This is a genomic window from Agarivorans litoreus, assembly GCF_019649015.1.
Classification (GTDB): domain Bacteria; phylum Pseudomonadota; class Gammaproteobacteria; order Enterobacterales; family Celerinatantimonadaceae; genus Agarivorans; species Agarivorans litoreus.
This window is the reverse complement of record NZ_BLPI01000001.1, coordinates 2340480-2366192: the sequence shown is the minus strand read 5'-3', so window position 1 is coordinate 2366192 and position 25713 is coordinate 2340480. Positions and strand designations below refer to the sequence as shown.

Here is a 25713-nt window from a genome sequence, read left to right as displayed (position 1 = left end):
TATTTAAACGAGCGTTTAATTTGTATGGATACAGCATGACCAGCCCAAGACAACAAAAGTGGCGCCAAGCCATCGCCGACACCTTCATCAATCAAATGCCTTTTAATCAATTACTTGGCATCGAACTAGTGGATTACAGCGCGACCGGAGTAAAACTAAAACTACCCATGGATCCCAAATTAGTGGGCAATCCGATTCATGGCATCTTGCATGGTGGCGCCACCGCAACCATTTTAGATGTAGCCGGGGGAATGACCGCAGCAGCAGCGGCAGTAAAACGCTTAGAAAACCTATCCAGTAAAGAGCTGTCTGCGCGCATCTCCAAAACCGGCACCATTGATCTGCGCATCGACTACCTGCGTCCAGGTATTGGTGAAGTGTTTTACGCCACTGCCGAGATAATCCGCTCCGGCAATAAGGTTACCGTTGCACGTATGGAGCTGCATAATCAAGAAGGCACTCACATCGCCTTTGGCACCGGTACTTACTTAGTAGGTTAGTGCAGCAAACTTGCCATCAAAAAAACAATTTTTGTCGAAATATCAATTCAATGTTGATGGTTTCCACTCAGTTAGGGCTATACTTAATTAGGACATCGACTGCGGCACAGGCTAGTAAAATAATGAGCACAACTTACAGCTCCTCTTTGTTAATCAATACTTTAAATAGCGTGTTACTAGAAGTAAAAAAGATTAATGCCGACATACAGCTAGAAGACTTGGACCAATGGCTAGAACACGAGCTAGAAGGTTATGGCGATTTTGCCCACTTCCCCGACTACCGCATTGTTGAATGTAAGCAACTAGGAATCTTTGAGAAGCCAGAGCAAGACTTACAGCATTTCGAACAAATCCATGATGATTGCCTAAACGAGCGCGATCGCTGCCTATTGCGTTACCTACATATCCAACAACCCTTACTAGAATGTTTGAATACTCAAGATGAGATTCAACGCCCTTGGCCAATGCGCATTTTATCTAGCTACGCGAAAGACATTATTCCCGGCTATAGCTGTGTTCGAGCTTGGCAAAGCTATCACGAGCCCTTAAACGAACGTTTTGTGCATGGTGTATTAGGTCATCTGCTTCATCTGTTGCTAGAAGCACAACATAGCCAGAGCAAAACCATCATTCAGAAAATCGACACATTGTGCCAAGCAGAACCACAACTACATACAGTTTGGAGCAAGCTATATTGCGAAGCCGCTTCGGCAGTCTAGCTCGCTGACAAAACTTAGACTGCTAATATATGGCTGCTTAACCACCTGCCTGATACACTACCCTGACTTTTCTTCCTTTTTCATTATTTATGCCTAATCAAGCCACTAAACACGGCGTTATGTTTGCTCTCGCCGCGTACATTATGTGGGGTTTTGCCCCTATTTATTTTAAGAGCTTAAGTGCTGTACCTGCATACGAAATTTTAGCGCATCGGGTGCTATGGTCCTGCGTTTTTGTTGCGGTGATGCTAGCCGTAGGTAAACAGTGGTCGGCGGTGAGCGCCGTAATCAAGCACCCCAAGCAATTGGCAATATTGGCACTAACCTCGGTACTAATTGGCATTAATTGGCTAATTTTTATTTGGGCAGTGAACAACGATCGTATGCTCGATGCCAGTTTAGGCTATTACATCAATCCACTATTTAACGTGATACTGGGCATGCTGTTCTTGGGCGAACGTTTTCGTCGTGCTCAATGGCTTGCCATTGGTTTGGCTTTGATTGGTGTATTAATTCAAGTAATTAGCTATGGCTCCCTACCTTGGATTGCAATCAGCCTAGCGGTAAGTTTTGGTTTATACGGCTTGTTACGCAAAAAAGTTAACTTGGGCGCTTTACCGGGTTTGTTTGTAGAAACACTATGGCTATTACCTTTGGCCGCCGCGTATTTGTGGATATTTGCCGATTCTTCTACCAGTCACTTAGTTAACAACAGTTTAGGTTTAAATGCGCTACTGCTTAGCGCAGGCATTGTCACAACTCTGCCGTTGTTATGTTTTGCAGCCGCAGCCACCCGCTTACGCTTATCAACCATTGGCTTTTTTCAATACATTGGCCCATCACTGATGTTTATGCTGGCCACCAGCGTTTATGGTGAACCGCTTGAGCCAATGAAATTGCTCACCTTTGCCTTTATTTGGTTGGGTTTAGCGGTATTTACTTGGGACGCTGTTGGTAACAAACGCAAACAAAAAAAGCAGCCGAGTTAGGCTGCTTGGTTCACCGTTAATTGTTGGCTTAGTTATACCAATCACACTAAGTAAGTGGTCAGAAATAACGCAGGAAAAATGCTCGAAAATAAGGCAGAATTTTTTCGATAAGTAGTTATTCTACAATCAAAAATCCTAACGCAGTTATCGAGTATTTTAACCAGTTAGAATGATCAGTTATTTAGTACGATTGGTATTAAATGGCTTCCAGTCTGGCGTAAGCCAATACCAGCCATTTGGCGCCAGCTTCTTCAAACTGCACCTGCACACGACTTTGCTGCCCAGAGCCTTCGTAGTTAAGCACAATACCTGCCCCAAACTTAGGGTGCGATACACGCTGGCCTAAGCTAAAGCCACTATCATCAAAAGCGGCTTGTTGAACTTGCGAAGAAAACCGCCCTTGTTGAACCGGTCGGCTTACCGCTGTATTTAAGCGTACTTCGTCCAAACATTCGCTGGGTAATTCTCTTAAAAAACGCGACGGAGGATGAAATACTTCTTTGCCCCACAAACGGCGACTTTCGGCATGACAGAGGTAAAGCTTTTCCATCGCACGGGTCATGCCTACATAACAAAGGCGGCGCTCTTCTTCCAAGCGACCAGATTCTTCGGCCGACTGCTGGCTTGGGAACATGCCTTCTTCAACGCCCACCAAAAACACCACTGGGAATTCCAAACCTTTAGCGCTGTGCAAGGTCATTAACTGCACCGCTGCTTCATCGGCTTCTGCTTGATTGTCGCCTGCTTCTAAGGCGGCATGAGATAAAAAGGCTACCAAAGGAGAAAGATCTTGGTCTTCTTCCATTTGGGCAAACTGCTGAGTAGCGGTAACCAGTTCGTCTAAGTTTTCTACTCGAGCTTGGGCCTTTTCACCTTTCTCGGCTTGATACATCGCCAATAAGCCAGAGCCTTTAATCACGTAATCGCATTGCTCACCTAAGGCCATTTCTTGAGTTTGTAGTTTTAATTGCCCTAGCAACTCAACAAACTGCTTCACCGCATTGGCTGCTCGGCCAGATAAGGCATTTTGTTGCAAACAATAGTCTACAGCCTGCCACAAGCTAAGCTGTTGCTCACGTGCAGCTTGACGCAACAGCTCAATAGTACGTTGGCCAATGCCACGGGTTGGAGTATTTACCACTCGCTCAAAGGACGCGTCATCATGGGGGTTACTAATTAATCGCAGGTAGGCGAGCGCATCTTTAATTTCTTGGCGCTCGAAGAAGCGTAAACCGCCATAAATTCGATAGGCCAAACGCTCTTGCATCAAGGCTTCTTCCAATACCCGAGACTGGGCATTATTACGATACAAAATGGCACAATCTGCCAAACTTGCGCCGTGTTGTTCTACTCGCTGTTGAATACGCGCTACCACAAAGCGCGCTTCATCGATGTCATTAAAGGCGGTGTAAATCGAGATTAACTCGCCTTCTTTGTCATCGGTCCACAGACTCTTGCCCATCCGCCCTTGGTTATTTTCAATTAGCTGGTTAGAGGCTTTAAGAATATTGGCGCTGCTTCGATAGTTTTGCTCTAGGCGAATTGTATTCACCTTTGGCACATCTAATTCAAAGCTTTGAATATTTTCGATTTTTGCACCACGCCAGCCATAAATAGACTGGTCATCATCACCCACGATGGTGATGTTATTATGCTCGGTAACCAACATGCGTAACCAAGCATATTGAATGGTGTTGGTATCTTGAAACTCGTCGACCAAGATATGGCGAAAACGCTGTTGGTAGTGCTGCAAAATATGCGGCTGTTTTAACCACAATTCGTGAGCGCGTAGCAATAGCTCGGCAAAATCCACCAATCCGGAACGATCACAAGCCTGCTGATAGGCTTTATAAATTTCTAGTTGCTGCCGCTCAATCGGATTATTACTGTAATCTACATGTTCGGCGCGCTGCCCCTCGTCTTTGCGCGCATTGATATACCATTGCACTTGCTTGGCTGGCCACTGCTTTTCATCTAAGTTCATGGCTTTAATTAAACGGCGTAGCAGGCGATATTGATCGTCGGAATCAATAATCTGAAAATCTTCTGGTAAACCGGCATCGCGATAATGCGCACGCAATAAGCGATGTGCTAAAGAGTGGAAGGTGCCCATCCACATACCTTGAAAGCGGCTGCCCACCAGTTTTTCTACTCGCGAGCGCATTTCAGCCGCGGCTTTGTTGGTAAAGGTTACCGACAGAATAGATAGCGGCGATACATTCTCAACCTGCATTAACCATGCAATGCGATGCACCAATACCCGTGTTTTGCCACTACCGGCACCGGCCAGAAGTAACATATTGCTTGGCGCCGCAGCAACGGCTTCACGCTGCTTTTCATTAAGGCCGTCTAACAGCTCGGAAATATCCATGGAATTCTCTTGAGGGGTAAAAACACCTGTATATTATAACAGGTGTTGCAGTTGTGCCAGTTGGCTTATTTCAATATCGGGAAGCGCTTGTAGTTTTCGCGCTTGTTGGCTGTTTTGATTTAACCAAATGGAACGGTAGCCTGCTTTGGTAGCGCCTGCTACATCGGTAATACAATGGTCGCCAACGTGAGCGATTTGTTGTGGTGCAAGCTGTAATTGCTGACAAGCAAACTGGTACATATCAGCTGCGGGTTTAGCTCTAAATTGGCCGCCAGCTTTAAGCTCTAATTCAAATAATCCACCTAAGCCAATTTTAGCAATATCAACATTACCGTTAGTTATGGCGACTAAGCGGTAACGCTGCGCCAAGGCTTGCAACAAAGCAAGGCTCTCTGCAGGTACCTCAAAATCACTACGCACCGCTAAAAACTGTTGAAAGATCTCTTGAGCGAGCTGGCTAGCTTCACTGTCGGCCATGCCATGTTCGGTAAAAGCGAGGTGTAACCAAGCTACACGGCAAGCACTTACATCCCCTTTTAAACGCGGATCTCGCTTAATCACCCGTCGCTTGTAAGCTTGCCACTGACTAAGCGTAAGATGCGCAGTCTCGTGTACCTGCTCTTTGAGATAGTCAGTCAACCATTGCTCGGCTCGCTTAATGTACGGCCAGTTATCATAAAGGGTATCGTCTAAATCAAAAGACAAAGCCTGTACTGGCGACCAACTTCGATAGAAAATCATGGAATCACTCACTTAAGATTTACGTTTTGCGCGCGGGTGGGCGGCATCGTAACTGGTGGCTAGATGGGTAAAATCAAGATGGGTATACACTTGAGTGGTGGCAAGGTTAGCATGACCCAATAACTCTTGAACCACCCGCAAATCTCCACTGCTTTCTAACAAATGGGTTGCAAAAGAATGGCGCAATTTATGTGGATGCAAGGTACTAGATAACTGCATTTGTTGCGCCCAATGCTGCAAACGTTTTTGCACGGTACGATGACTAATTCGCTGCTGCCTTACGCTCACAAATAGTGCTGGCTCTTCTTCATCCATCACCAATAGTCGGCGTTGTTTAAGCCAGTGTTTGAGGGCCTGCTCCGCTTTGCTGCCAAAAGGCACCCAACGCTGCTTATTGCCTTTACCGGTAACAATTACCTGCCGCTGCTTAAAGTCGATATCTTGTACGTTTAGACTTACTAACTCGGCTAAACGCATACCGCTGGCATAAAACAATTCCATCATCGCCAAATCTCGGCTAGCGACTAAATCATCTCCCTGCATTGAAAGCAGTTGGTTAAGTGAATCAACATCAAGGTTCTTGGGTAAGGGCTTGTTTTGTTTGGGTGCAGAAACGCCAGCGACCGGATTAAGGCTTACTTTTTGTTGCTGAAGTAAATAATTGAAGAAACTGCGTAAAGCTGACAGTTTATTGGCCATGGATCGTGCCGATAAACCACTGGTTTTAAGCTTAAGTAATACACTACGCACCTTGGCGCTGGTCACCTCAGGCCATGAACTACAGCCTAGATTTTCTAGCAGTTTACTTTGTTGTAATAAACTTCGTTGGTAAGAGCTTATAGTGGCAGGGCTGTAGCGACGCTCCACTTCTAAATAGTGAAGGAAGCGTTCTATATCATCCTGCATCATCAGATTTTACTGCTCTGACTGAAGCGGAACTAATCGTAATAACAAACTGCTGATAACCTGACAAAGCTGAGTAAGCAATAAACTGTCCATGCCCGCTACATAATGGTCGGCGTCACGGCTAGCGGCCACAAAAAAGCCCAGCTCTGCGTTATTGCCCAAAGGCATTAGTGCTACCGAAGCAATGTCGTCGGTGTTATCAAATAACAACTCCAGCTCACCCTTGGTCATACGGCCAAAGTAATGTGGCTGCTGGCTTAAGCGTGTCACTCTTACTCGCTCAATCTGCTCTTTCTCTAAGCCATATTCCGGAGAAAGATCTTCTAAGTTGAACTGGTGGCTTAAGCGCAGTGATACACGCTCTACACCAAGGTCATCCACCAATGCTCGACTTAAGCGATGTTGTAACTCGGCAAACGAATCACAAGCCATTAAGTCTGGCAATAAATCTACATAAACATGGTAAATACGCTCATTGAGGCTAGCCACACTCATTAGATCGGTGATTTCTTGCTCTAAGCTCAGCACCTTGTCACGCAATCGCTGGACCTGAAGCTCGACCAAAGACACCGCGCCTTTTTCTTTGTGCGGTAAACGCAGCTGCTTAATCAAGTTAGGATGACGCGCAAAGAAGTCTGGATTGTCGAGCAGAAACTCGACTACCAAGCTTTCATCGATTAGCAGCGGCTGGGATAGGTCGAATTCACTCATATATGCACCTGACCGTCAAAAACCATTGTTGCTGGTCCGGTCATTTTCACCGGTTTACCCTCTCCAGCCCATTGAATACGCAAACGCCCACCGGGCAAGTCTACATTTACTGTTTCTGCTAACTTACCTTGCTGACGCCCCACCACCATGGCGGCACACGCACCAGTACCACAAGCAAGGGTTTCACCAACACCACGTTCAAATACCCGCAGCTTAATGTTTTTGTCGTCGATAATTTGACTAAAACCCACATTCACTTTTTGTGGAAAACGCTCGTGTTTTTCTAAGCGCATCCCCAAGGTTTCTAGTGGCGCTTGGCTGATGTCGTCTACTTCCAAAACACAATGAGGATTGCCCATTGAAACAACGCCAGCAAATACAGTTTGCTCTTCATCACGCAAAATATAGGTTTTTTCGGCTTTTTTAGCTTTGAACGGAATTCTGCTCGGCTCAAACTCTGGCACCCCCATATTCACTGTCACCTGGCCGTCGTTCTCGATATGCAAAACGATTTTGCCAGACTTAGTGCTTACGCCAATACTGCGTTTATTGGTTAGCCCTTTGTTTACAACAAAACGGGCAAAGCAACGTGCGCCATTGCCACACTGCTCTACTTCACTGCCATCAGCATTAAAAATACGGTAGTGAAAATCTAATTCTGGATCGTAAGGTGGCTCAACCACCAAAAACTGATCGAAGCCAATACCAAAGTTGCGATCAGCCAAACGGCTAATCACTTCTTGGTTAAAAAACACGTTTTGAGTGACATTGTCGATAACCACAAAGTCATTTCCCAAACCGTGCATTTTAGTAAAGTTTACTAGCATTGGCTTATCCTTCAGGCAGCAGCGTTTCGCCGGCCCAAAGTGATGCTAGAACCTCTCGCTCACGTATTAAGTGAGCCTTATCGCCGTCCACCATGACTTCAGCGGCACGACAACGCGAGTTGTAATTAGAGCTCATGGTAAAACCGTAGGCTCCGGCAGAGCGCACTGCAATGTAATCATTAGGTTCGATGGCTAACTCTCGATCTTTACCCAAAAAGTCGCCGGTTTCACAAACTGGTCCCACTACATCGTAGCTGGCCATAGCCAGTTCCGGCTTGTTAATAACAGGGACAATTCGCTGCCAAGCGCTGTATAAGGCAGGGCGCAATAAGTCATTCATTGCGGCATCAACAATGGCGAAGTTTTTACTCTCCGACATTTTTAGGAACTCAACTTTAGAGACCAAGATGCCAGCATTGGCCATGATTGCACGACCAGGCTCAAACAATAACTTGAGTTTACGATCACCTAAACGCTCGGCTAACGCACTGGCGTAATCGGCAGGCTCTGGCGGTACTTCATCATCGTAATTAACGCCTAATCCACCACCTACGTCTAGGTGCTCAATCACAATACCTTGCTCGGCTAATTGATCGATGAGAGCTAGCAACTTATCAATGGCTTCTACAAAAGGAGAAATCTCAGTGAGCTGAGAGCCAATATGACAATCTACACCAACTAACTTCAAGCCCGGTAAACTGGCCGCATAAGCGTAAGCTTCAAGAGCACGCTCAATGGCGATGCCAAATTTATTTTCTTTAAGGCCAGTAGAAATATAAGGGTGAGTACCCGCGTCGATATCTGGATTAATACGTAAAGAAATTGGCGCTTGTTTGCCAAGGCTTTGAGCCACGCGACTAATACGGTCTAGCTCTGGCTCAGACTCAACATTGAAACAGTGAATGCCGTGATTAAGTGCATCAGCGATTTCGGCTTCGGTTTTTGCCACACCAGAGAACACAACTTTACTTGGGTCGCCACCCGCTTCAATCACTCGGGCTAATTCGCCGCCTGAGACAATATCAAAACCCGAACCCATGCGAGCCATAATGTTCAATACTGCCAGGTTAGAGTTAGCTTTTACTGCATAACAGATCAAATGTGGACGTTCGCCCGCCGCTTTATCAAAAGCCTTCCAATGACGCTCAATAGTGGCGCGCGAATATACGTATAGAGGCGTACCATAAGTACTTGCTAAATCAGCTACCGAGCATTGTTCTGCATGTAAGAGCTCGTTTTGATAACTAAAAAAATCCAATGATCTGTCCTTAATTGTGTTGCGTTGCTTACTCGCTTGGCGTTACTTGCTCGGGAGCGCTCTCTGGCTCGGCTGGCGGGTGGACTAAAGGTCCTTTTTGACCACATCCACTTAGGCCGATGCTTAGCAAAATAACGGCAATTGCTTGTTTGTTCATGATTAAGCCATGATTCTTTTTTGAATGCCCTCTATAATCCGCATTCGAAGCAAGAAAAGCAATAGGACAGGATGATTGTGATGAATGATAGCCAATATCACCAGCTAGTAGATGATGCCTTTGAACGTATCGAGCAAACCATGGACAGTGACGACTTCGATATTGAGTGTGACATCAATGGTGGCGTGCTAACACTTGAGTTTGAAAACCGCAGTAAAATGGTGATTAACAAACAAGAGCCTTTGCATCAGCTTTGGTTAGCCACTAAGTTTGGCGGCTACCACTTTGAGTGGCATGAAGCCGAACAGCAATGGATATGTAATAGAAGCGGTAACGAGTTTTGGAGCCTGTTGGTGGAGTCAATCACCAAGCAAAGCGGTGAAGAACTGAGCTTCTAGTAGCAGGCGCTACAGCAATAAGATCAACTTGCCACTAGCCATAGACGACAGCAGGATTGTTATGTTTAGGTTTAGGGATAGCGGCAAGTTAGTATTAGGCTTTTTATAAAGAAGGAAGAAAAACCTTTAGCTACTGCGGTAAGACTCAACCTGCCACTGACCATCTACAGCAACAATGTCGTAAAACTGCGGCAAATTGAAATTCACCACTTCATGACGGGTACCATATTGCTCGCGAGAAGAGGTGTAAAAACGGTTAATGCCCTGCACCAATTCTTCTTTACTGCCTTCAAAATCTTGATACATTTCGATGCGATTATGCTCATCTACAATGTAAATATTGAAACCGGTCGTGAGGTTTTCAAAGAAGTACTGAACCAAACCTTCACTGGCATGCGCTTCTACAACATTAGGCACTTTTTTGGTATTACCAGCATTTAACTGCAAGGGCAAACGTTGCAATTTATTGTTTGAAAGCTGGCGGTAAAATTCTACGCCATTCTCTAGCTTTTTCACCGATACGCCACGGTCTTCAATAAACAAACCGTATTTCTCGCTACCCAATACAATAGTTTTGACTATCCGTTTATCCAAAGGCTGCAAACGGCTTTTAATGCTCTCGACCAGTAGTTGCTTAAAGTTAGCCCCGATTTGCTCAGGCAGGTTTTCGCTATAACAAAATACATCAATGTGTTCGGGGATATTTGCGTCGCGGTGCATCTTGCCCAATATGGTAGTCAGCGCATCTACCACTGCACTATCACCCGAGAAATGCAGCGTTCTAATTTCGTTCCAAGTATTGCGATAAACCAAATCGACCGAACCTACTAGGCAATCGGAGTCTCGACCAAAACTAAATACATCGGTAGAAATGGCATCAAACTCAATCACCTTGCCACCCCAGTTAGCGGTGGGATCTTTTTCAAGATTAATAAACACCCCAAGATGGCGAATTTCACAAGGTCGAGTTAAAGCTAAGTTACTGGCTGCATCTACGTTTACTGGAAAGGCGCGACGTAAATCTTCGGCAAATTGATTAAGCGTAGCTAAATTTAAATCGCCCGGATGAGTATGCAAACTCAGCTGGGTTTGGTCAGTTTTAAGCTGATTGAAATAACTCCACGCCAATAACTTAGAAATATAGGTTGCATGCTCTAAAGGTTGCTGCCCAACAATGGCTAGGCCCGTTAATGGCTGCTTATACAAATACCAGCCTTCGGCGCAACTACGCCCCTTACCTACATAAATAAAACTAAGATTAGCTTCTGATAGATCGGGAGAAATCTGCGGGTTAATTAGAGTAACTTTACCAGGCAAGCTTTCAAAGGCAGCGTAGAGTTTACGCGATAAAATGCCGATATCTTCTGGGTTAATTGACTCACTAATGTCGTTACGGCGAGCAAAGCGAATTAGGTTGCGATAGCTTAGCATCAGCGCATCAAGTAATTCGCTGTGGGCTAACCGCACATCTTGCACCTTCCAAGCACGGCGCAAATTTAAATGCTCAATTTTTTGTTGTGGCCATTTCCACTGTTTAACCAGCTTAGCAATAAAACGCTGTTGCCAAGTAAGCGAGCGAACATCCAACAGGTCACTAGGCAGCGGGCTACATTCACAGTTTTTCAAATAGAAACAACGACGCACTAAATCGAGGCGAGCAAAGTCTTCGATAGATTCAAGGTATTGGGTAACCTTAGTAAGCATCAAATAGTAGGCGTCTTGCTCCAAACTAAACGCTTCGCCCTGTTGCATCAAACGCTTAGCTTCTACCGCTAGTAGGCTAGGCTTTGGATAGTCTGCAGAATAGGCTTCCATCAACATGGTTTTAAGTACCGCTTTATAGGGCGAATCAATACCCTTATATAGCTGCCATAAACCTGAGCCAAAATACTCTTCAGCAGGAATGGTATCTAAACCGCCTAAATCGAGCCATTGCTCATGATTAAATACACCTAGCTCAAATTGCTGCTGCACAAAACTGTCATAACTTTGCTCTAAGTCACTAGGTACCGCAAACCACACCAGCTGCTTACCCGCTAGTGGTAGAGCTGTGCGATAAAACTCATCAAGTAACAGAAGGTGCTGGGCACTGCCGCAATTGTCTTTCGACAATTCGCTAATAGAACCGGTTTTAAACTGGTTCTCCTGCACCATGAAGAAGTTAAGCTCAACGCCCTGATGGGCAGCCCAAGAGGAAATTTGCTCACACTTTTCTGCCAATAAAACAACCCGCTCGGGCGCTAAATCGGTGTTGTGACATACCCAAATATCCAAATCACTAGATTCTGTTTGACCCACTGTGGCAGTACTGCCCATAGAATACAAACCAAGAATGTCGCAATGTTCAGGTTCTTCAGGACTACATAAAAAGTGCTGCTGTAAGTAAATACCATGGCGGGCACTTGGCGCAAACTGGCATACACCGCTGGGTACATCGCCTTCAATAAAGCCAGGAATACAAGGGTGCGAGTAATGCAACATCGAAGGCAGTAGTTCAAATACCTGCTGCACAGCAGCTGGCATAGTTTGCAATGCTAGCTGCTTCCGGTGTTGATTGAATTGGGTAGCCTTCTCTAACAGAGAGGCAATTGTATCTCGCAAGTTTAAGTTACCTAGCTTTAACGCGTTTGTATTTAATGTAATTTAGACATCACTAAAGTGTGATCATCTTAACAGTTAGTATAATAGTGGTAAACAGATACGCACACTTTTAGTGGGTATATTTTAAGCAAATTCTCTATGCAAATACCTAAGCTAAAACAAACTTTTGGCTATTTTAAAGCCAATAATGCTTACTTGGGCTATAAACTAACTGGTGATACTATCTCTGGATAAATAAAAGAGGTAAGTGTTTGTGAATAAAGTCAGAATTGCCACGCGCAAAAGTCCATTAGCCATGTGGCAAGCCTATTTTGTGAAAGCTGAGTTAGAGCGTCATCACCCAAGCATTGAAGTAGAACTTCTGCCAATGAGCACCAAAGGCGACAAAATACTCGACACCCCTCTAGCCAAAATTGGTGGTAAGGGGCTGTTCATTAAAGAGCTGGAAGTAGCAATGTTGGAAGGTTTGGCCGATATTGCAGTGCATTCGATGAAGGATGTGCCGATGGAATTTCCCGAAGGTTTAGGCTTGCACTGCATTTGCCAGCGCGAAGATCCACGCGATGCCTTTGTCAGCAACAATTACCAAAACCTTGCAGACTTACCCGAAGGTGCGGTAGTGGGTACTTCTAGCTTACGCCGTCAATGCCAACTAAAGGCGCAACGCCCAGATATTCAAATCAAAGATTTGCGCGGCAATGTTAATACCCGATTAGCCAAACTAGATGCCGGTGAGTATGACGCAATCATCTTAGCCAGCGCGGGTTTGTTGCGCCTAGAGATGCAAGACCGCATTAAAGCCTATATCGAACCTGAGCAAATTTTACCTGCTGGGGGCCAAGGCGCTGTAGGCATAGAGTGTCGTAGCGACGACCAAGCCTTACTTGCATTACTTGCCCCTTTAAATCACTCAGCAACGGCAGCTCGAGTGACTGCTGAACGGGCGATGAACCGCCGTTTAGAAGGCGGCTGCCAAGTGCCTATTGGCTGCTACGCAGAGCTTAAAGATGATCAATTATTTGTTCGCGGTTTAGTGGGTGCCGTTGACGGCTCCACCGTGATAGAGAAACACATTACTGGCAGCAGCCAACAAGCGGAACAGCTTGGTTTGCAACTTGCAGAACAGCTGTTAGATGCGGGGGCTGAACCGATCCTTAAGGCGGTTTACCAACAACAGTAAGAGGTAGCGGTGCAGGTACTTGTAACGCGGCCCGAGCCGCATAATCAACGTTGCGTAAGCATGTTACACGCCAATGGCTATCAAGCCATTGCTGCGCCCATGGTTAAGATAACTGCCAGTGAGCAAATCGGGGATTTACCAGCACTAGTTAAAACCGTTAACCAGCAACACTTAATCATTGCTGTTAGCCAATATGCCGTTGAAGCTTGCCAATCTTATCTTGCTGAACACGCCCTTAGTTGGCCACAAAACTGCCAGTATTTAGCGGTAGGTAAAGCCACCGCTGAGTGTTGGCAGCAATATGGGGTAAACGCCAAGATCCCTGTGCGCCAAGACAGCGAAGGCATGCTTGAACTCATTGAAACCCAATTGCAAGACATCCAGCAGGCGCATATCCTGCGAGGGCAGCAAGGCCGAGAATGGCTCGCTGAACAACTACAAAAACAAGCCATTGAGGTTAACTATCTGACTTGTTATCAACGCCATATACTGCACTATTCTTCACAACAACTTGATCAATGGCAGTCACAGATCAACACTATTGTGGCAACAAGTGGTGAAATTTTGAAACACCTTACTACCCTTATGAGTGAACCAAAACAGCTAAGGTGGTTAAAAAACACTACGCTATTGGTACCCAGTCAGCGTTTGCTTGAATATGCAAACAGCTTAGGTTTCAAGCATACAGTTTTGTGCGACGGCGCATCAGATAAGGCTTGCATCGACGTGTTAGCGCGAATCCAGTCATCGGCAAGGAATGAAAATGACCAAAAATAAACAATCAGATAGTCAAACAAAGGCTACCGACATGAGCGATTCTAGCAGTGCTAAAGAACAAACAACCAGCAACGCTACCGCTACGCCTCTCCCTAGCAACACCCCATCAGCTCCCGCCAACGGCGACAAACTAGCAAAGATATTGGCAATTATTGCGATTATTCTCAGCCTATCCATTGCCTCAGGTTTATATTGGCATGGGCATCAATTTAGGGAGCATGCAGATACTCAGCTACAATTATTAAAAACCACTTTACAAGCCAAAGAGCAAAACTTACTCAGTGCACAAGCTAGCAACAGCAATCAGATAAAAGAGTTGTCACAAGACATATCTGGGCATAACCAAATAATGGCAGCTTTACAAGCTCAACTAGAATTAACCGAACAACACCGCAAAGCCATTGAACGCCAACTCGCCTTACTGAATATTAAAGATGCTAATCATTGGCGACTCAACGAAGCAAATTACTTATTGCAATTGGCTGCATACAAATTATGGTTAGAGCAAGATCCTGTCACTGCCATTGCCCTGCTCATTGAGGCCGACAACAGTATAAACAACGCTGAAGACCCACACTTATTGCCACTACGCCGCGCCATCAATGCCGATATACAACTACTAAAAAGCATTCCACGAGTAGATAAAGAAGGCATTGCATTTCGCCTAGAAGGCATATTCCAACAAGCGGAAAACCTACAACTAGCGGAAATTGAACTGCCAGAAGCGGTAGCAGAGAAAGACAATCAACTGAGTACTGATAGCGCCGACTGGCAAGATAATTTAGCCAAAAGCTGGCGTAAGTTTAGCGAAAACTTTATTACAGTGCGCCGCCGCGATGGCCAGGTAGAAGCGCTAATAGAACCGAAGCACGCTTGGTACTTAAAAGAAAACTTAAAACTTCAATTACAACAAGCCGAGCAAGCATTGTTCCGCTCGCAAGGCGAACTATTTAAAGCCAAATTGCAGCGCGCCGAACAATGGGTGGGAGAATTTTTTATTCAAAATACCCAAGCTAAAGCAATGATTGAAGACTTAAAGCAGCTACAACAACTAGAAATTGTCGATAAACTGCCTGAACAACTAAGCAGCCTAGATGCTGCCGAACAAGCGATTAAAGAGCGCCAGCAACGCTTATTGCCTTCCCTAGAAGGAGCTGAGTAATGGTTAAAATCATCGTTCTTTTAATGTGTCTAGCGCTGGGTTTAGCGCTAGGCCCGCAATTAGCGGGCAACAAAGGCTACGTACTAATTGCCTTTGATAATTACACCATTGAAATGTCGGTCACCAGTGCATTATTCCTTAGCTTTATTTGCTTCTGTGTATTGCTATTCAGCCTATGGTTCGCTCGGTGGTTATGGTTAGGTTTCTCCCGCAGTGGGACTTGGTGGGGCAACCGTCGTAAGCAAAAAGCCAATAGCCATACCCAACAAGGTATGTTGGCAATGATGCGTGGCGATTATCAAAATGCGGAAAAGTTAGTTAGCAAAGCAGCCAATTTAAGCGATGCTCCAGCACTAAATTACTTAACCGCAGCTGAAGCAGCCCAAGAGCAGGGGCAAGACAAAAAACGTGATAAATATCTCGAGCAAGCAACCCGCATCACCCATAACGACGCCGCAGTATTAATCACTCAAGCACGCTTGCAGCTTAAACAACAAAACTACAGTGCGGCGTTAACCAGTATTGAGCAACTGCCGCATGAAAACCTCAAGCAAGATGCAGTAAAACGCATGTTACTAACTATTCTTCCTGAGCTTAGCCTTTGGCAACGCTATATCGATTTACTTCCATTAGCGCTAAAAGCTGGCTTAATCGACAACAACTATTATCAAACGCAGCTGTCTAGTGCCTACAAAAGCTTGTTTTTAGAACTGGCCAATAGCCAAGGCTCTGAAGCCGTAGCCCAGCACTGGAATGGTATGCCGCGTAAACAAAAAAAACAGATGGCCATTGCTGCAGCTGCTTGCCGAGCCCTAATTAGCGCCGGCGATAATGCTGCAGCTTATCAATTACTTGGTGATCTAATTAACCGAAACCTTGATAGTGAGTTATTGGATGTTGCGGGTGAGTTACACCTCAGCGATTCACATCCGTTATTACAACAGCTCTTAGGTTTACGTCGTAAGCACCCAGAAAATGCCGCTTTATTGCGTTTAATTGCTCAGTTACACCTGCAACAACAACAATGGGAAGAAGCAAAAGCGCTGTTTGAAGAAAGCATGAAACTAGCGCCAAGTGCAGAGTGTTATCAAGGTTTAGCCGAGGTACACCGCCAACTCGATGACCCCGAGCAGGCAATTCATTACTACCGTCAGGCACTGGCTATTTAAAACACTAAAACTAAAAACGAAAAAAGGCGAGCTTAGCTCGCCTTTTTGGTTCAAACAGAACACTTAAATAAATTCGTAAGCATCGCCATGTAATTGTTCAATCGGCAAGCCCTGCTTAGTAAACGCAGTACGGGCCACATCTGCCATCTCAAACCGTCCAGCAATATATACTTCTAGACCACTCATATCGGGGAAGTCTTCTAGCACAGCTTCATGCACTAAGCCCTTTTTCCCCGTCCATTGCGGCATTGCTTGCTCAAGTACCGGCACAAACTTAAGCTGATCTAACTCGTCCCATTGGTAGGCCAACTCATGCAGATATAAGCCGCCTAAGTTACGCCCGCCCCAATACAAATAAATTTCGCGGTCTTGCTCGGTATCAACAAGATGTTCAACGATCGATTTAGCATAAGAGAAACCGGTGCCGCCCACCATAATCAGAATTGGTCGTTGACTAGTTTCATCAAAGCCGGCATTGCCAAATGGCATTTCAATTTCGATTTCACCACTTTTCTTTAATTTATCAATTACCTGCCTAGCATAGGGATTCCCTTCAGGGGCACCAATATGCAACTCTAGTACATCGCTTTGCTCGGGTGAACTGGCTAATGAAAACGGTCGTTTATCATCTTCCGCCATAACAATTTGCAGATACTGACCAGCCACAAAGCTCTGGCTCTCTTCAGGTTGTAATTCTACATTAAAAATATCATCTAAAATCGGCGAGACCGATGCAACCTTACAACTAATGCGCTTCATACTTTCACCCTTCTAAACTTATATTCAAATCTGATTTTGCACTGGCTAAGCAAGCTAAAAACCAACCTTTGGCTCGTTCGGCTTCACTTAGCATTGGCGCCATTCCATGGTAAATAATCTCACCGGATTTACACCGGGCTAAGCAACTACAGCAAGCACCTTGACGGCATCGATGTGGCCAATCAATGCCCTGCGCTAAAGCGGCTTCAAGAATACTTTGCTGAGGCCCAACACTAAATACTTGCTGCGCTAATGTTACTCGATACTTGTTGGCCATTAATCTATGCCTAATTGCTCCCATATACTATCTACACGCTGTTTCACTTCTGGTGCCATTTCAATTACTTCGCCCCATTCTCGGTTAGTTTCACCGGGCCATTTATTGGTTGCATCCATGCCCATTTTTGAGCCTAAACCTGAGACTGGTGATGCAAAATCTAAGTAATCGATAGGGGTATGATCGATCAACGTAGTATCGCGTGCTGGGTCCATTCGGGTAGTAATAGCCCATATTACATCCTGCCAAGAGCGGGCGTTGATATCATCATCACAAACAATGACAAACTTGGTGTACATAAACTGTCGCAAGAAAGACCATACCCCTAACATCACCCGTTTAGCATGCCCCGGGTATTGTTTTTTAATGGTGACCACCGCCATACGGTAAGAACAGCCTTCTGGTGGCAAGTAAAAATCCACAATCTCTGGAAACTGCTTTTGCAAAATTGGCACAAAAACTTCGTTCAAAGCAACGCCCAACACAGCTGGTTCGTCAGGCGGACGACCGGTATAAGTACTGTGGTAAATAGGATCTTTACGCATGGTAATATGAGTAATAGTGAATACCGGAAACTCATCAACTTCATTGTAGTAACCGGTGTGGTCACCATAAGGGCCTTCTGGCGCCGTTTCATTGGGCTCTAAATACCCTTCCAAAACTATTTCAGCGCTGGCTGGCACTTCTAAGTCATTACTTATACATTTAACCGTTTCGGTTCTACCACCTCGCAATAAACCGGCAAAAGCATATTCCGATAGGGTATCGGGGACTGGCGTCACGGCTCCTAGAATGGTTGCGGGATCGGCGCCCAAGGCCACCGACACTGGATAGGGTTTTCCGGGATTGAGTTCTTGGAACTCGCGAAAATCAATAGCACCGCCACGGTGCGATAACCAACGCATGATAAGCTTATTCTTAGCTAGTTTTTGCTGGCGATAAATACCTAGGTTCTGGCGCTTTTTATAAGGGCCTCGGGTAATAGTTAAGCCCCAAGTAACCAACGGTGCTATATCACCTGGCCAACAGTGCTGAATCGGCAACTTGTCTAAGTTCACCTCATCACCACTCCATACAATTTCTTGGCAAGGCGCAGAACGTAGCTTTTTAGTGGGCATATTAAGCACTTGCTTAAATATAGGCAGTTTTTCCCATAACTCTTTTAGCCCTTTAGGCGGCTCAGGCTCTTTTAGATAAGATAACCAAGTTCCAACTTCGCGTAAGGCAGACACAGACTCTTGGCCCATGCCCAAAGCTACGCGCTCTGGGGTACCAAACAAGTTACCTAATACTGGCATTGAGTGGCCTTTAACGTTCTCAAACAATAAGGCTGGACCACCGGCTTTTAGGGTTCGGTCGCAAATCTCTGTCATTTCCAGTTCGGTAGATACTTCTAGGCTGATTCGTTTGAGCTCTCCACGTTGCTCTAACAAATCAATGAAATCTCTCAAGTCTTTATATTTCATTGTAATAACCTGGTTTTTGGCTGACGGAATTATTGAGACTGCATCTCAATCATTACCATTGCAGCCAACTCTTGGTGTTCTGACTCTCTAAACTGCGCCAAAATAAACTGGGCAGCAGGAGGATATACTCGACCCAAACGGGCTATAGCACTGTATGAAAAATACAACAGTTCTGGATTATCTGCTGCTCCACGCAGCAATTTGTATGCACGCTCTGCCGGTAGCTGCTGAATAAGCCATTCAAGCAAGGACACACTATATTGGTCCATTGGCAAGCTCAGTACTTCTGCCAAGGCTTCATCACTACCAATACCTATTGCCATAGCAACTCGCACGTTATTATCTGGGAAATACAAACGGCTAGGCATAGTATGTTTTACATATTCAAGTTGTTCTGGATTTAACTGCCTAAAAGCTCGCATCACGTCCAGCTGTTGCGTCAATAATAACGGATTGTTTTTTCTAAAGATCAATGACCATTGAAATTCATCACGCAACAGTTCACTTAAATAAAGCTGTGAGCGCTCTGCTGATACTTTATTAAGAATTAAACTTCGCGCCAGAGCTGGGTAGTCAAAACTAGGGCGAATAACTTCATAACCGTCAATTACTGCAGCTTCGCGCACCGTTGGTCGCTCGGAAGCCAGTTCTAGTAACCAGTTTTTTAGGGTTTGATCTGGAATATGTTTATTTTGATGCAAGTAACGCAGGCTTTCAAAAAGCAAGGCTTCTCGGTCATGAGGTCGTAAATAAGGCAGTAGATCTATCACCCAAGCGGGTTGATTTTGCATTAAGGCATCAACACTGCGCTGCAAAATCATTAGCGGCACATCTTGATAAAGCGGTTGCGAGGGCGGGTTAGGGCCTTGCTGCTCCGCTTGAGCAGACAGGTGAAATAATAGCCCAAGAAGTAGCAGTAAGCGTCTCATCATCCAAAACGAAACTGGCCGAATTAACGGCCAGTTTTAACTTACTTCTTCTGCGCTTTCATCGCGTCAAAGAATTCATCATTGGTCTTGGTCATTGCCAATTTATCAATTAAGAACTCCATGGCGCCAGTTTCATCCATAGGATGAACAATCTTGCGCAAAATCCACATTTTTTGCAGTTCGTCAGCGTTGGTTAATAGCTCTTCACGGCGCGTGCCGGAACGGTTAATGTCGATAGCGGGGTATACGCGCTTCTCGGCAATCTTACGGCTTAAGTGCAGCTCCATGTTGCCGGTGCCCTTAAACTCTTCGTAAATAACTTCGTCCATCTTCGAACCTGTATCTACAAGCGCAGTAGCAATAATGGTTAAGCTGCCACCTTCTTCAACGTTACGGGCCGCACCAAAGAAACGCTTTGGACGATGTAAAGCATTAGCATCAACACCACCTGTAAGAACCTTACCTGACGAAGGTATTACTGTGTTGTAGGCACGCGCTAAACGAGTAATAGAATCTAGCAAGATGATTACATCTTTCTTGTGTTCAACTAAACGCTTGGCCTTTTCAATTACCATTTCAGCCACTTGCACGTGACGGCTAGCAGGCTCGTCAAAGGTAGAAGCAATTACTTCACCACGAACCAAGCGCTGCATCTCGGTTACTTCTTCCGGACGCTCATCAATTAGCAAAACGATTAATTCACACTCAGGGTGATTAAATGCCACATTTTGCGCAATGTTTTGCAGCAACATGGTTTTACCCGCTTTTGGCGGAGCAACAATCAAACCACGCTGACCTTTACCAATTGGTGAGGCTAAATCAAGTACACGAGCGGTAATGTCTTCAGTCGCACCGTTACCACGCTCCATACGCAAACGATCGTTGGCGTGCAGCGGAGTAAGGTTTTCAAACAAGATTTTGTTGCGCGAGTTTTCTGGCTTGTCGTGATTAACTTGGCCAATTTTTAACAATGCAAAGTAACGTTCACCTTCTTTAGGTGGACGGATCTTACCTTCTACCGTGTCACCGGTACGCAAGTTAAATCGACGTATTTGACTTGGAGAAACATAAATATCGTCCGGACCAGCCAAGTACGAGCTGTCGGCGCTACGCAGAAATCCAAAGCCATCTTGCAAAATCTCCAGCACACCATGACCAAAAATGGCTTCGCCGCTTTTTGCGTGAGCCTTTAAGATCGAGAAGATAATGTCTTGCTTGCGTAAGCGGGCTAGATTTTCTAAGCCCATTGATTCGCCTAGCGTAATCAGTTCATGGACGGGGGTGTTTTTTAGCTCAGTTAAATTCATAATGGTGAGTTTCAATTTTTATCGAAGTAGGCTGACAGCAGCATGAGTTAGGTATAGTAGAGAAGCTTACTCGACTGTTTAGTCGGCCAAGAGGTAACCTTTAGTTACGGGCGTAGGAAAATTCGAAAATAAAATTAGCACTAATATGGAGAAAGATCCAGCAAAAGCAGGCAACGAATGTCGACCTGCTCACATTGTTACTACAGGTTTTCGTCTAAAAACGCTGTTAATTGGGCTTTTGATAGTGCGCCAACCTTAGTAGCAGCTACTTTACCGTCTTTAAACAGCAGTAACGTTGGAATTCCGCGAATACCAAACTTTGGCGGTGTACCAGCGTTTTGGTCGATGTTTAGCTTACCTACCACTACTTTGCCATCATATTCTTCAGCAACTTCGTCAAGGATAGGTGCAATCATTTTACAAGGTCCACACCATTCAGCCCAGAAATCTACTAATACTGGTGTGCTTGAGTTTAGTACGTCTGCCTCGAAGCTGTCGTCGCTCAGCTGAACTAATTTATCGCTCATTTAATACTCCAAAATTCTATGTTATCTGTCTCGATAATTTCATGACTATTTGAAATGATCCGACCAATGAATGCAAGCCTAAGCTCATTCCAAGGAAATCTAAGCTACTACCAATTAACATAAGTAGTAGCCACTATTCGCTCATCTTAATTAAGCGCTAGCCGAACGGCACTAAATTTAGAAAGGGAATTTGACTTTATAATTACAGCCAGCTCCCGCTTATTTCCATATAAATACAGCCAATTGGGCGCGAATACTGACTGCAAAGATCGCAGCACCTAACAACTCAACACATTTACTAAGAATGGGTGCTGGTAGTGCCACTTAGCTGTGATATGCTTACGCAATGAGCAAAACACATTTAACTGAACTTAGATTTGCCGAGTTAGGACTGCAAGATAAGGTATTAACAGCCTTAGAGCAGCACGGCTATCACAATTGTACCCCTATCCAAGCGCAAAGCCTCCCTATCTTAACTAAAGGTAAAGATATTGCAGGCCAAGCTCAAACAGGTACGGGGAAAACTTTAGCCTTTTTAGTGGCCACGTTTAATCACCTGTTAACCACAGCCGTGCCTGAAACGCGCCAACAAAATCAACCTCGGGCAATTATTCTCGCGCCAACTCGCGAGCTAGCAATACAGATCCATAACGATGCGCGTTTGCTAGCTAAAGCCACCGGCCTAAAATTGGGTCTAGTATACGGTGGTGAAGGTTACGCAAGCCAACGTGCTACCTTAGATGAAGGTGTAGACATTCTTATCGGGACAACCGGACGAATGATCGACTACTTCAAACAAGGTGCATTCAGCCTAAATGCCGTACAGGCTATGGTATTAGATGAAGCGGATCGCATGTTTGACCTTGGCTTCATTAAAGACATTCGTTACTTAATGCGCCGTATGCCAGAACCAAAAGCGCGTTTAAATATGCTGTTCTCCGCCACCTTATCTTTCAAAGTTAAAGAGTTGGCTTTTGAGCACATGAACGAACCTGAACACGTTATTGTTGAGCCTGAACAAATGACAGGCGCTCGCATTCAAGAAGAGCTTTTTTATCCGTCTAACGACGACAAAATGGCCTTATTGCAAACCCTAATAGAAGAAGAGTGGCCAGAACGCGCCATTATTTTTGCTAACACCAAACACCGTTGTGAAGATATTTGGGGTCACCTAAGTGCCGACAATCATCGAGTTGGCTTGTTAACGGGTGATATTCCTCAGCGAAAGCGAGTGCAGATACTTGAACAATTCACCGAAGGTAAACTCGACATATTAGTCGCAACCGACGTTGCAGCCCGAGGCTTACATATTCCGTTAGTAACGCATGTCTTCAACTATGACTTACCTGACGATGCTGAGGATTACGTGCACCGTATTGGCCGAACTGGTCGAGCGGGTGAAAGTGGCCATGCCATCAGCTTAGCTTGTGAAGAATATGTATTTAATTTACCAGCCATTGAAGAATACATTAAACACCCAGTACCGGTTAGCCAATACGATTCGGAAGCCTTGATGCGTGATTTACCCAAGGCGCAGCGGATTCATCGTGCCAAAGGGAATAACCGTGGCAACAGTCGGAATAACAACCGCAGTAATAGCGGTCACTCTAATCAGCGACGCCAGCGTCACTAAGCAGTAATATCAAGGAACAACGTGTCTAAAGTTTCACCCCTATATGCAGCCATTGATTTAGGTTCTAACAGCTTCCACATGTTAATTGTGCGTGAGTTGAGTGGAAGTGTGCAAACCATTGCCAAGGTGAAAAGAAAAGTGCGTTTAGCCGCTGGCTTAGATGCCAACGACAAACTGGACCATGCTTCCATGGTACGGGGTTGGCAATGTCTAAGCCTATTTGCGGAACAACTCCGAGACATCCCTGACGCTCAAATCAAAATTGTAGCCACCGCTACTTTGCGCCGCGCGACAAATGCCAATGAGTTTCTGCAGCAAGCAGAAAAGATCCTAAACCACAAAATTCATATTATTAGTGGAGAAACCGAAGCCAAAATTATTTATCGTGGCGTAGCACATACCAGTAGCGGCGGTGGTAAACGTTTGGTTATTGATATTGGCGGAGCCAGCACAGAGTTAGTGGTGGGCGAGCAAAGTGAGGCTTTGCTGCTAAATAGCCTAGACATGGGATGTGTCACTTGGTTAAAGCGTTTCTTTCAAGAGCAATTGAGTGAAGCTAACTTTGAGCTGGCAATAAATGCTGCCAAAGACGTGATTTACCCTGTGCTTAGTGATTATCGCCGCCTAGGTTGGCAAAGCAGTGTGGGGGCCTCTGGTACCATTCAAGCACTATTAGAGATAATCACAGCTCAAGGTTTAGATGAGCGCATTACCTACCAAAAATTAAAGGCGATTCAACAACAAGTCGTTGCTTGCGGCACACTTGAAAAACTTGAGATTAAAGGTTTGCTCGAAGAGCGAAAACCGGTATTTGCATCTGGCTTAGCCATTTTAATTGCGCTATTTGAAACACTACAAATTAAATCACTGTCATTAGCGGGCGGCGCTTTACGCGAAGGTTTGGTGTACGGCCTGCTTAGCCAAAAAGAGACCAGTAGCGTAAGAGCTCGCACTGTAGAAAGCTTTGTGAAACGCCACCGTATCGACAAACAACACGCCGAACGAGTGGCAAATTGTGCCTTAGCGATGGCACAACAAATCACACCCCAACTGAGTAATCGAGCCTTAAGCTTATTAAGGTGGGCAGCTATGTTTCACGAGGTAGGGTTAAATATTGAGTTTAAAAAAGCCCCACAGCATGCAGCTTATATTATTGACCACTCAGATTTACCCGGTTTTAGCACCGCACAAAAACACTTTGTATCCTGCCTGCTTTTAAACCAACGCGGAGATTGGCAAAGCGCGCTACTCGCCCAACAAAACGCCCTAGAAAAACCCGAGGCGCAAGTGCTGGCAAGATTATTGCGGATTGCCATTATTATTTGTATGCGCAGAACCGAAGGCAGCGTACCCAAAATCAGCGTGTTTCAAGCTGAAGACGATTGGCGGCTGTGCTTTCCTCCAGCCTGGAACGAACAACACCCTCTGCGGGCGGCCGAGTTAGAGTTAGAAGCAAAAGTTCAAAGCCAAGCGGGTTACCCTTTAGAGATTATTGAGGCACTTTGTTAAGCACTATTTAGGTGTTTCCAGCTCAATTTTTACCCGTCGGCGATAATTAAGTAAATCAAAGTCTTCTCGCCAGTATTCTTCAATCAGCTTATCCAACAAACCACTGTCTTCAGCCTTTTTTAAAGCGTCTTCAATAATGGCCGCTAATTCAGGCTGAGAATTACTCACGTAAAACTGAAAATCACGCTCATACTGCAAGATAAGGTAAGGTTCTATGGCTAAGTAAGGATGTTGTAGCGAGTCATTAACGATCTCGGTAAAGCCACGTGAGAAATAGTCTATTCCACGTTTATGGTTAGCCACCATTTTATATAAACGGCGCCACTCACCATCCACTTCAACGGTTTTTAACTGGTTAGCTTGCCATACATCTACATCAAACCAATTTTTACCAAAACCACCAGTTTTATTCAGCTTTTGAAAGTCTTCTAGTGTATTTACAAAGCGATAAGCGTCAACCTCCGAACGCGGCACCAACAACAACCTGTGACCAATTAAGCCATTAGTTAAGCCCACTTTAACGGGCGTAAAGTTTGGGTCTTTATCGCGTTCTGCCGAGGCCAACAACCACACTAAACTTAGCTGCCCATTACGCAACATCGATTCAGCTCGCTTTTGCGGTAAATTAGAGGAGGGAACATCAATTACCGGCTGGTGCCCAGCTTCAAGCAGGGCTTGCTCTAATAGTTCATGATAAAAAATGTGTGAATCATCGGAATAAGCAGGCAAACGCAACTCCACGTTGGCTGCCATTAGCGGGGCACTGAGTAGAGATAAAATAACCACAAGTTTCCACATTGCTTCTCTCCTTAGAGGCTAATGAATTCTATTGTTAGCTAT

The 25713-nt window shown here is 45.1% G+C and carries 25 protein-coding genes; 10 read left to right on the top strand and 15 right to left on the bottom strand.

Annotated elements, in window-relative coordinates:
- The first annotated feature begins 35 nt into the window (after positions 1–35).
- From K5L93_RS11010 to rarD, 3 genes are all read left to right on the top strand, one after another.
- Positions 36–500: a thioesterase family protein gene (locus K5L93_RS11010; RefSeq protein ID WP_220719887.1), complete on the top strand. Its 465-nt coding sequence runs from the start codon at positions 36–38 to the stop codon at positions 498–500.
- Between the two features lie 122 nt (positions 501–622).
- On the top strand, positions 623–1219 hold the full coding sequence (locus tag K5L93_RS11005; protein WP_220719886.1) for an AbiTii domain-containing protein: 597 nt from the start codon (positions 623–625) through the stop codon (positions 1217–1219).
- A gap of 89 nt (positions 1220–1308) precedes the next feature.
- Positions 1309–2208 carry an EamA family transporter RarD gene (gene rarD / locus K5L93_RS11000; protein ID WP_220719885.1) on the top strand — a complete coding sequence of 300 codons (900 nt, stop codon included), beginning with the start codon at positions 1309–1311 and terminating at the stop codon, positions 2206–2208.
- 196 nt (positions 2209–2404) lie between these two features.
- Here rarD and uvrD read toward each other — a convergent pair whose 3' ends face one another.
- Genes uvrD through lptM form a run of 7 tightly spaced genes read right to left on the bottom strand, consistent with a single transcriptional unit; the run spans position 2405 to position 9179 of the window.
- A complete protein-coding gene (gene uvrD / locus K5L93_RS10995) occupies positions 2405–4579 on the bottom strand; it encodes a DNA helicase II (protein WP_220719884.1) in 2175 nt (724 codons plus the stop codon).
- A gap of 33 nt (positions 4580–4612) precedes the next feature.
- The gene (locus K5L93_RS10990; protein WP_220719883.1) at positions 4613–5332 is read right to left on the bottom strand and encodes an HAD-IA family hydrolase; all 720 of its coding nucleotides are present in this window, start codon (positions 5330–5332) and stop codon (positions 4613–4615) included.
- Positions 5333–6229, bottom strand: coding sequence for a tyrosine recombinase XerC (xerC, locus tag K5L93_RS10985; RefSeq protein WP_220719882.1), 897 nt, complete (start codon positions 6227–6229; stop codon positions 5333–5335). It lies immediately after the preceding gene.
- A 6-nt stretch (positions 6230–6235) separates the two neighbouring features.
- A complete protein-coding gene (locus K5L93_RS10980; protein WP_220719881.1) occupies positions 6236–6937 on the bottom strand; it encodes a DUF484 family protein in 702 nt (233 codons plus the stop codon).
- The gene (dapF, locus tag K5L93_RS10975; RefSeq protein ID WP_220719880.1) at positions 6934–7764 is read right to left on the bottom strand and encodes a diaminopimelate epimerase; all 831 of its coding nucleotides are present in this window, start codon (positions 7762–7764) and stop codon (positions 6934–6936) included. Before dapF ends, K5L93_RS10980 begins: the two co-directional genes overlap by 4 nt.
- A gap of 4 nt (positions 7765–7768) precedes the next feature.
- Positions 7769–9022: a diaminopimelate decarboxylase gene (gene lysA / locus K5L93_RS10970; RefSeq protein ID WP_220719879.1), complete on the bottom strand. Its 1254-nt coding sequence runs from the start codon at positions 9020–9022 to the stop codon at positions 7769–7771.
- Positions 9023–9050: 28 nt separating this feature from the next.
- On the bottom strand, positions 9051–9179 hold the full coding sequence (gene lptM, locus K5L93_RS10965) for an LPS translocon maturation chaperone LptM (protein WP_016400069.1): 129 nt from the start codon (positions 9177–9179) through the stop codon (positions 9051–9053).
- A 74-nt stretch (positions 9180–9253) separates the two neighbouring features.
- Here lptM and cyaY point away from each other — a divergent pair, with 74 nt between their 5' ends.
- Positions 9254–9577, top strand: coding sequence for an iron donor protein CyaY (cyaY, locus tag K5L93_RS10960; protein ID WP_343212557.1), 324 nt, complete (start codon positions 9254–9256; stop codon positions 9575–9577).
- 126 nt (positions 9578–9703) lie between these two features.
- Here cyaY and K5L93_RS10955 read toward each other — a convergent pair whose 3' ends face one another.
- On the bottom strand, positions 9704–12178 hold the full coding sequence (locus K5L93_RS10955) for a class I adenylate cyclase (protein WP_220719878.1): 2475 nt from the start codon (positions 12176–12178) through the stop codon (positions 9704–9706).
- A gap of 253 nt (positions 12179–12431) precedes the next feature.
- Here K5L93_RS10955 and hemC point away from each other — a divergent pair, with 253 nt between their 5' ends.
- Genes hemC through K5L93_RS10935 form a run of 4 tightly spaced genes read left to right on the top strand, consistent with a single transcriptional unit; the run spans position 12432 to position 16466 of the window.
- Positions 12432–13358 carry a hydroxymethylbilane synthase gene (gene hemC / locus K5L93_RS10950; RefSeq protein WP_373869974.1) on the top strand — a complete coding sequence of 309 codons (927 nt, stop codon included), beginning with the start codon at positions 12432–12434 and terminating at the stop codon, positions 13356–13358.
- 9 nt (positions 13359–13367) lie between these two features.
- Complete coding sequence (locus K5L93_RS10945; RefSeq protein ID WP_220719876.1) at positions 13368–14135, top strand: uroporphyrinogen-III synthase; 768 nt, start codon at positions 13368–13370, stop codon at positions 14133–14135.
- Positions 14122–15297, top strand: coding sequence for a uroporphyrinogen-III C-methyltransferase (locus tag K5L93_RS10940; RefSeq protein ID WP_220719875.1), 1176 nt, complete (start codon positions 14122–14124; stop codon positions 15295–15297). The genes K5L93_RS10945 and K5L93_RS10940 overlap by 14 nt, the downstream gene beginning before the upstream one ends.
- Complete coding sequence (locus K5L93_RS10935; protein WP_220719874.1) at positions 15297–16466, top strand: heme biosynthesis HemY N-terminal domain-containing protein; 1170 nt, start codon at positions 15297–15299, stop codon at positions 16464–16466. Before K5L93_RS10940 ends, K5L93_RS10935 begins: the two co-directional genes overlap by 1 nt.
- A 63-nt stretch (positions 16467–16529) precedes the next feature.
- Here K5L93_RS10935 and fre read toward each other — a convergent pair whose 3' ends face one another.
- From fre to trxA, 6 genes are all read right to left on the bottom strand, one after another.
- Complete coding sequence (gene fre, locus K5L93_RS10930; RefSeq protein WP_220719873.1) at positions 16530–17225, bottom strand: NAD(P)H-flavin reductase; 696 nt, start codon at positions 17223–17225, stop codon at positions 16530–16532.
- Between the two features lie 4 nt (positions 17226–17229).
- Positions 17230–17502, bottom strand: coding sequence for a 2Fe-2S iron-sulfur cluster-binding protein (locus K5L93_RS10925; protein WP_220719872.1), 273 nt, complete (start codon positions 17500–17502; stop codon positions 17230–17232).
- Positions 17502–18968 (bottom strand): 4-hydroxy-3-polyprenylbenzoate decarboxylase, encoded by a 1467-nt coding sequence (ubiD, locus tag K5L93_RS10920; RefSeq protein WP_220719871.1) that lies wholly within the window; start codon positions 18966–18968, stop codon positions 17502–17504. The genes K5L93_RS10925 and ubiD overlap by 1 nt, the downstream gene beginning before the upstream one ends.
- Before the next feature lie 29 nt (positions 18969–18997).
- Complete coding sequence (locus K5L93_RS10915; protein WP_220719870.1) at positions 18998–19900, bottom strand: hypothetical protein; 903 nt, start codon at positions 19898–19900, stop codon at positions 18998–19000.
- Positions 19901–19938: 38 nt separating this feature from the next.
- Positions 19939–21204, bottom strand: a complete 1266-nt coding sequence (gene rho / locus K5L93_RS10910; protein ID WP_220719869.1) for a transcription termination factor Rho — start codon at positions 21202–21204, stop codon at positions 19939–19941.
- A 200-nt stretch (positions 21205–21404) separates the two neighbouring features.
- Entirely contained in the window at positions 21405–21731 is a 327-nt protein-coding gene (trxA, locus tag K5L93_RS10905; protein ID WP_220719868.1) for a thioredoxin TrxA, read from the bottom strand.
- 346 nt (positions 21732–22077) lie between these two features.
- Between trxA and rhlB the strand changes: the two genes are divergently transcribed.
- Both rhlB and gppA read left to right on the top strand, forming a co-directional pair.
- Entirely contained in the window at positions 22078–23364 is a 1287-nt protein-coding gene (gene rhlB / locus K5L93_RS10900) for an ATP-dependent RNA helicase RhlB (protein ID WP_220719867.1), read from the top strand.
- A 21-nt stretch (positions 23365–23385) separates the two neighbouring features.
- On the top strand, positions 23386–24873 hold the full coding sequence (gene gppA / locus K5L93_RS10895; RefSeq protein ID WP_220719866.1) for a guanosine-5'-triphosphate,3'-diphosphate diphosphatase: 1488 nt from the start codon (positions 23386–23388) through the stop codon (positions 24871–24873).
- Between the two features lie 3 nt (positions 24874–24876).
- Here the strand turns inward: gppA and K5L93_RS10890 are convergent, their stop codons facing one another.
- Positions 24877–25671, bottom strand: coding sequence for a transporter substrate-binding domain-containing protein (locus K5L93_RS10890; RefSeq protein WP_220719865.1), 795 nt, complete (start codon positions 25669–25671; stop codon positions 24877–24879).
- Between the last annotated feature and the right edge of the window lie 42 nt (positions 25672–25713).

Excerpts from the sequence above, each read along its gene's own strand:
- rho (WP_220719869.1), bottom strand. The coding sequence starts at position 21,204 with ATGAATTTAACTGAGCTAAAAAACACCCCCGTCCATGAACTGATTACG.
- K5L93_RS10940 (WP_220719875.1), top strand. The coding sequence starts at position 14,122 with ATGACCAAAAATAAACAATCAGATAGTCAAACAAAGGCTACCGACATG.
- K5L93_RS10935 (WP_220719874.1), top strand. The coding sequence starts at position 15,297 with ATGGTTAAAATCATCGTTCTTTTAATGTGTCTAGCGCTGGGTTTAGCG.
- K5L93_RS11010 (WP_220719887.1), top strand. The coding sequence starts at position 36 with ATGACCAGCCCAAGACAACAAAAGTGGCGCCAAGCCATCGCCGACACC.
- K5L93_RS10890 (WP_220719865.1), bottom strand. The coding sequence starts at position 25,671 with ATGTGGAAACTTGTGGTTATTTTATCTCTACTCAGTGCCCCGCTAATG.
- fre (WP_220719873.1), bottom strand. The coding sequence starts at position 17,225 with ATGAAGCGCATTAGTTGTAAGGTTGCATCGGTCTCGCCGATTTTAGAT.
- K5L93_RS11005 (WP_220719886.1), top strand. The coding sequence starts at position 623 with ATGAGCACAACTTACAGCTCCTCTTTGTTAATCAATACTTTAAATAGC.
- rhlB (WP_220719867.1), top strand. The coding sequence starts at position 22,078 with ATGAGCAAAACACATTTAACTGAACTTAGATTTGCCGAGTTAGGACTG.
- K5L93_RS10980 (WP_220719881.1), bottom strand. The coding sequence starts at position 6,937 with ATGAGTGAATTCGACCTATCCCAGCCGCTGCTAATCGATGAAAGCTTG.
- lptM (WP_016400069.1), bottom strand. The coding sequence starts at position 9,179 with ATGAACAAACAAGCAATTGCCGTTATTTTGCTAAGCATCGGCCTAAGT.
- rarD (WP_220719885.1), top strand. The coding sequence starts at position 1,309 with ATGCCTAATCAAGCCACTAAACACGGCGTTATGTTTGCTCTCGCCGCG.
- dapF (WP_220719880.1), bottom strand. The coding sequence starts at position 7,764 with ATGCTAGTAAACTTTACTAAAATGCACGGTTTGGGAAATGACTTTGTG.
- ubiD (WP_220719871.1), bottom strand. The coding sequence starts at position 18,968 with ATGAAATATAAAGACTTGAGAGATTTCATTGATTTGTTAGAGCAACGT.
- uvrD (WP_220719884.1), bottom strand. The coding sequence starts at position 4,579 with ATGGATATTTCCGAGCTGTTAGACGGCCTTAATGAAAAGCAGCGTGAA.
- trxA (WP_220719868.1), bottom strand. The coding sequence starts at position 21,731 with ATGAGCGATAAATTAGTTCAGCTGAGCGACGACAGCTTCGAGGCAGAC.
- K5L93_RS10925 (WP_220719872.1), bottom strand. The coding sequence starts at position 17,502 with ATGGCCAACAAGTATCGAGTAACATTAGCGCAGCAAGTATTTAGTGTT.
- K5L93_RS10915 (WP_220719870.1), bottom strand. The coding sequence starts at position 19,900 with ATGATGAGACGCTTACTGCTACTTCTTGGGCTATTATTTCACCTGTCT.
- xerC (WP_220719882.1), bottom strand. The coding sequence starts at position 6,229 with ATGATGCAGGATGATATAGAACGCTTCCTTCACTATTTAGAAGTGGAG.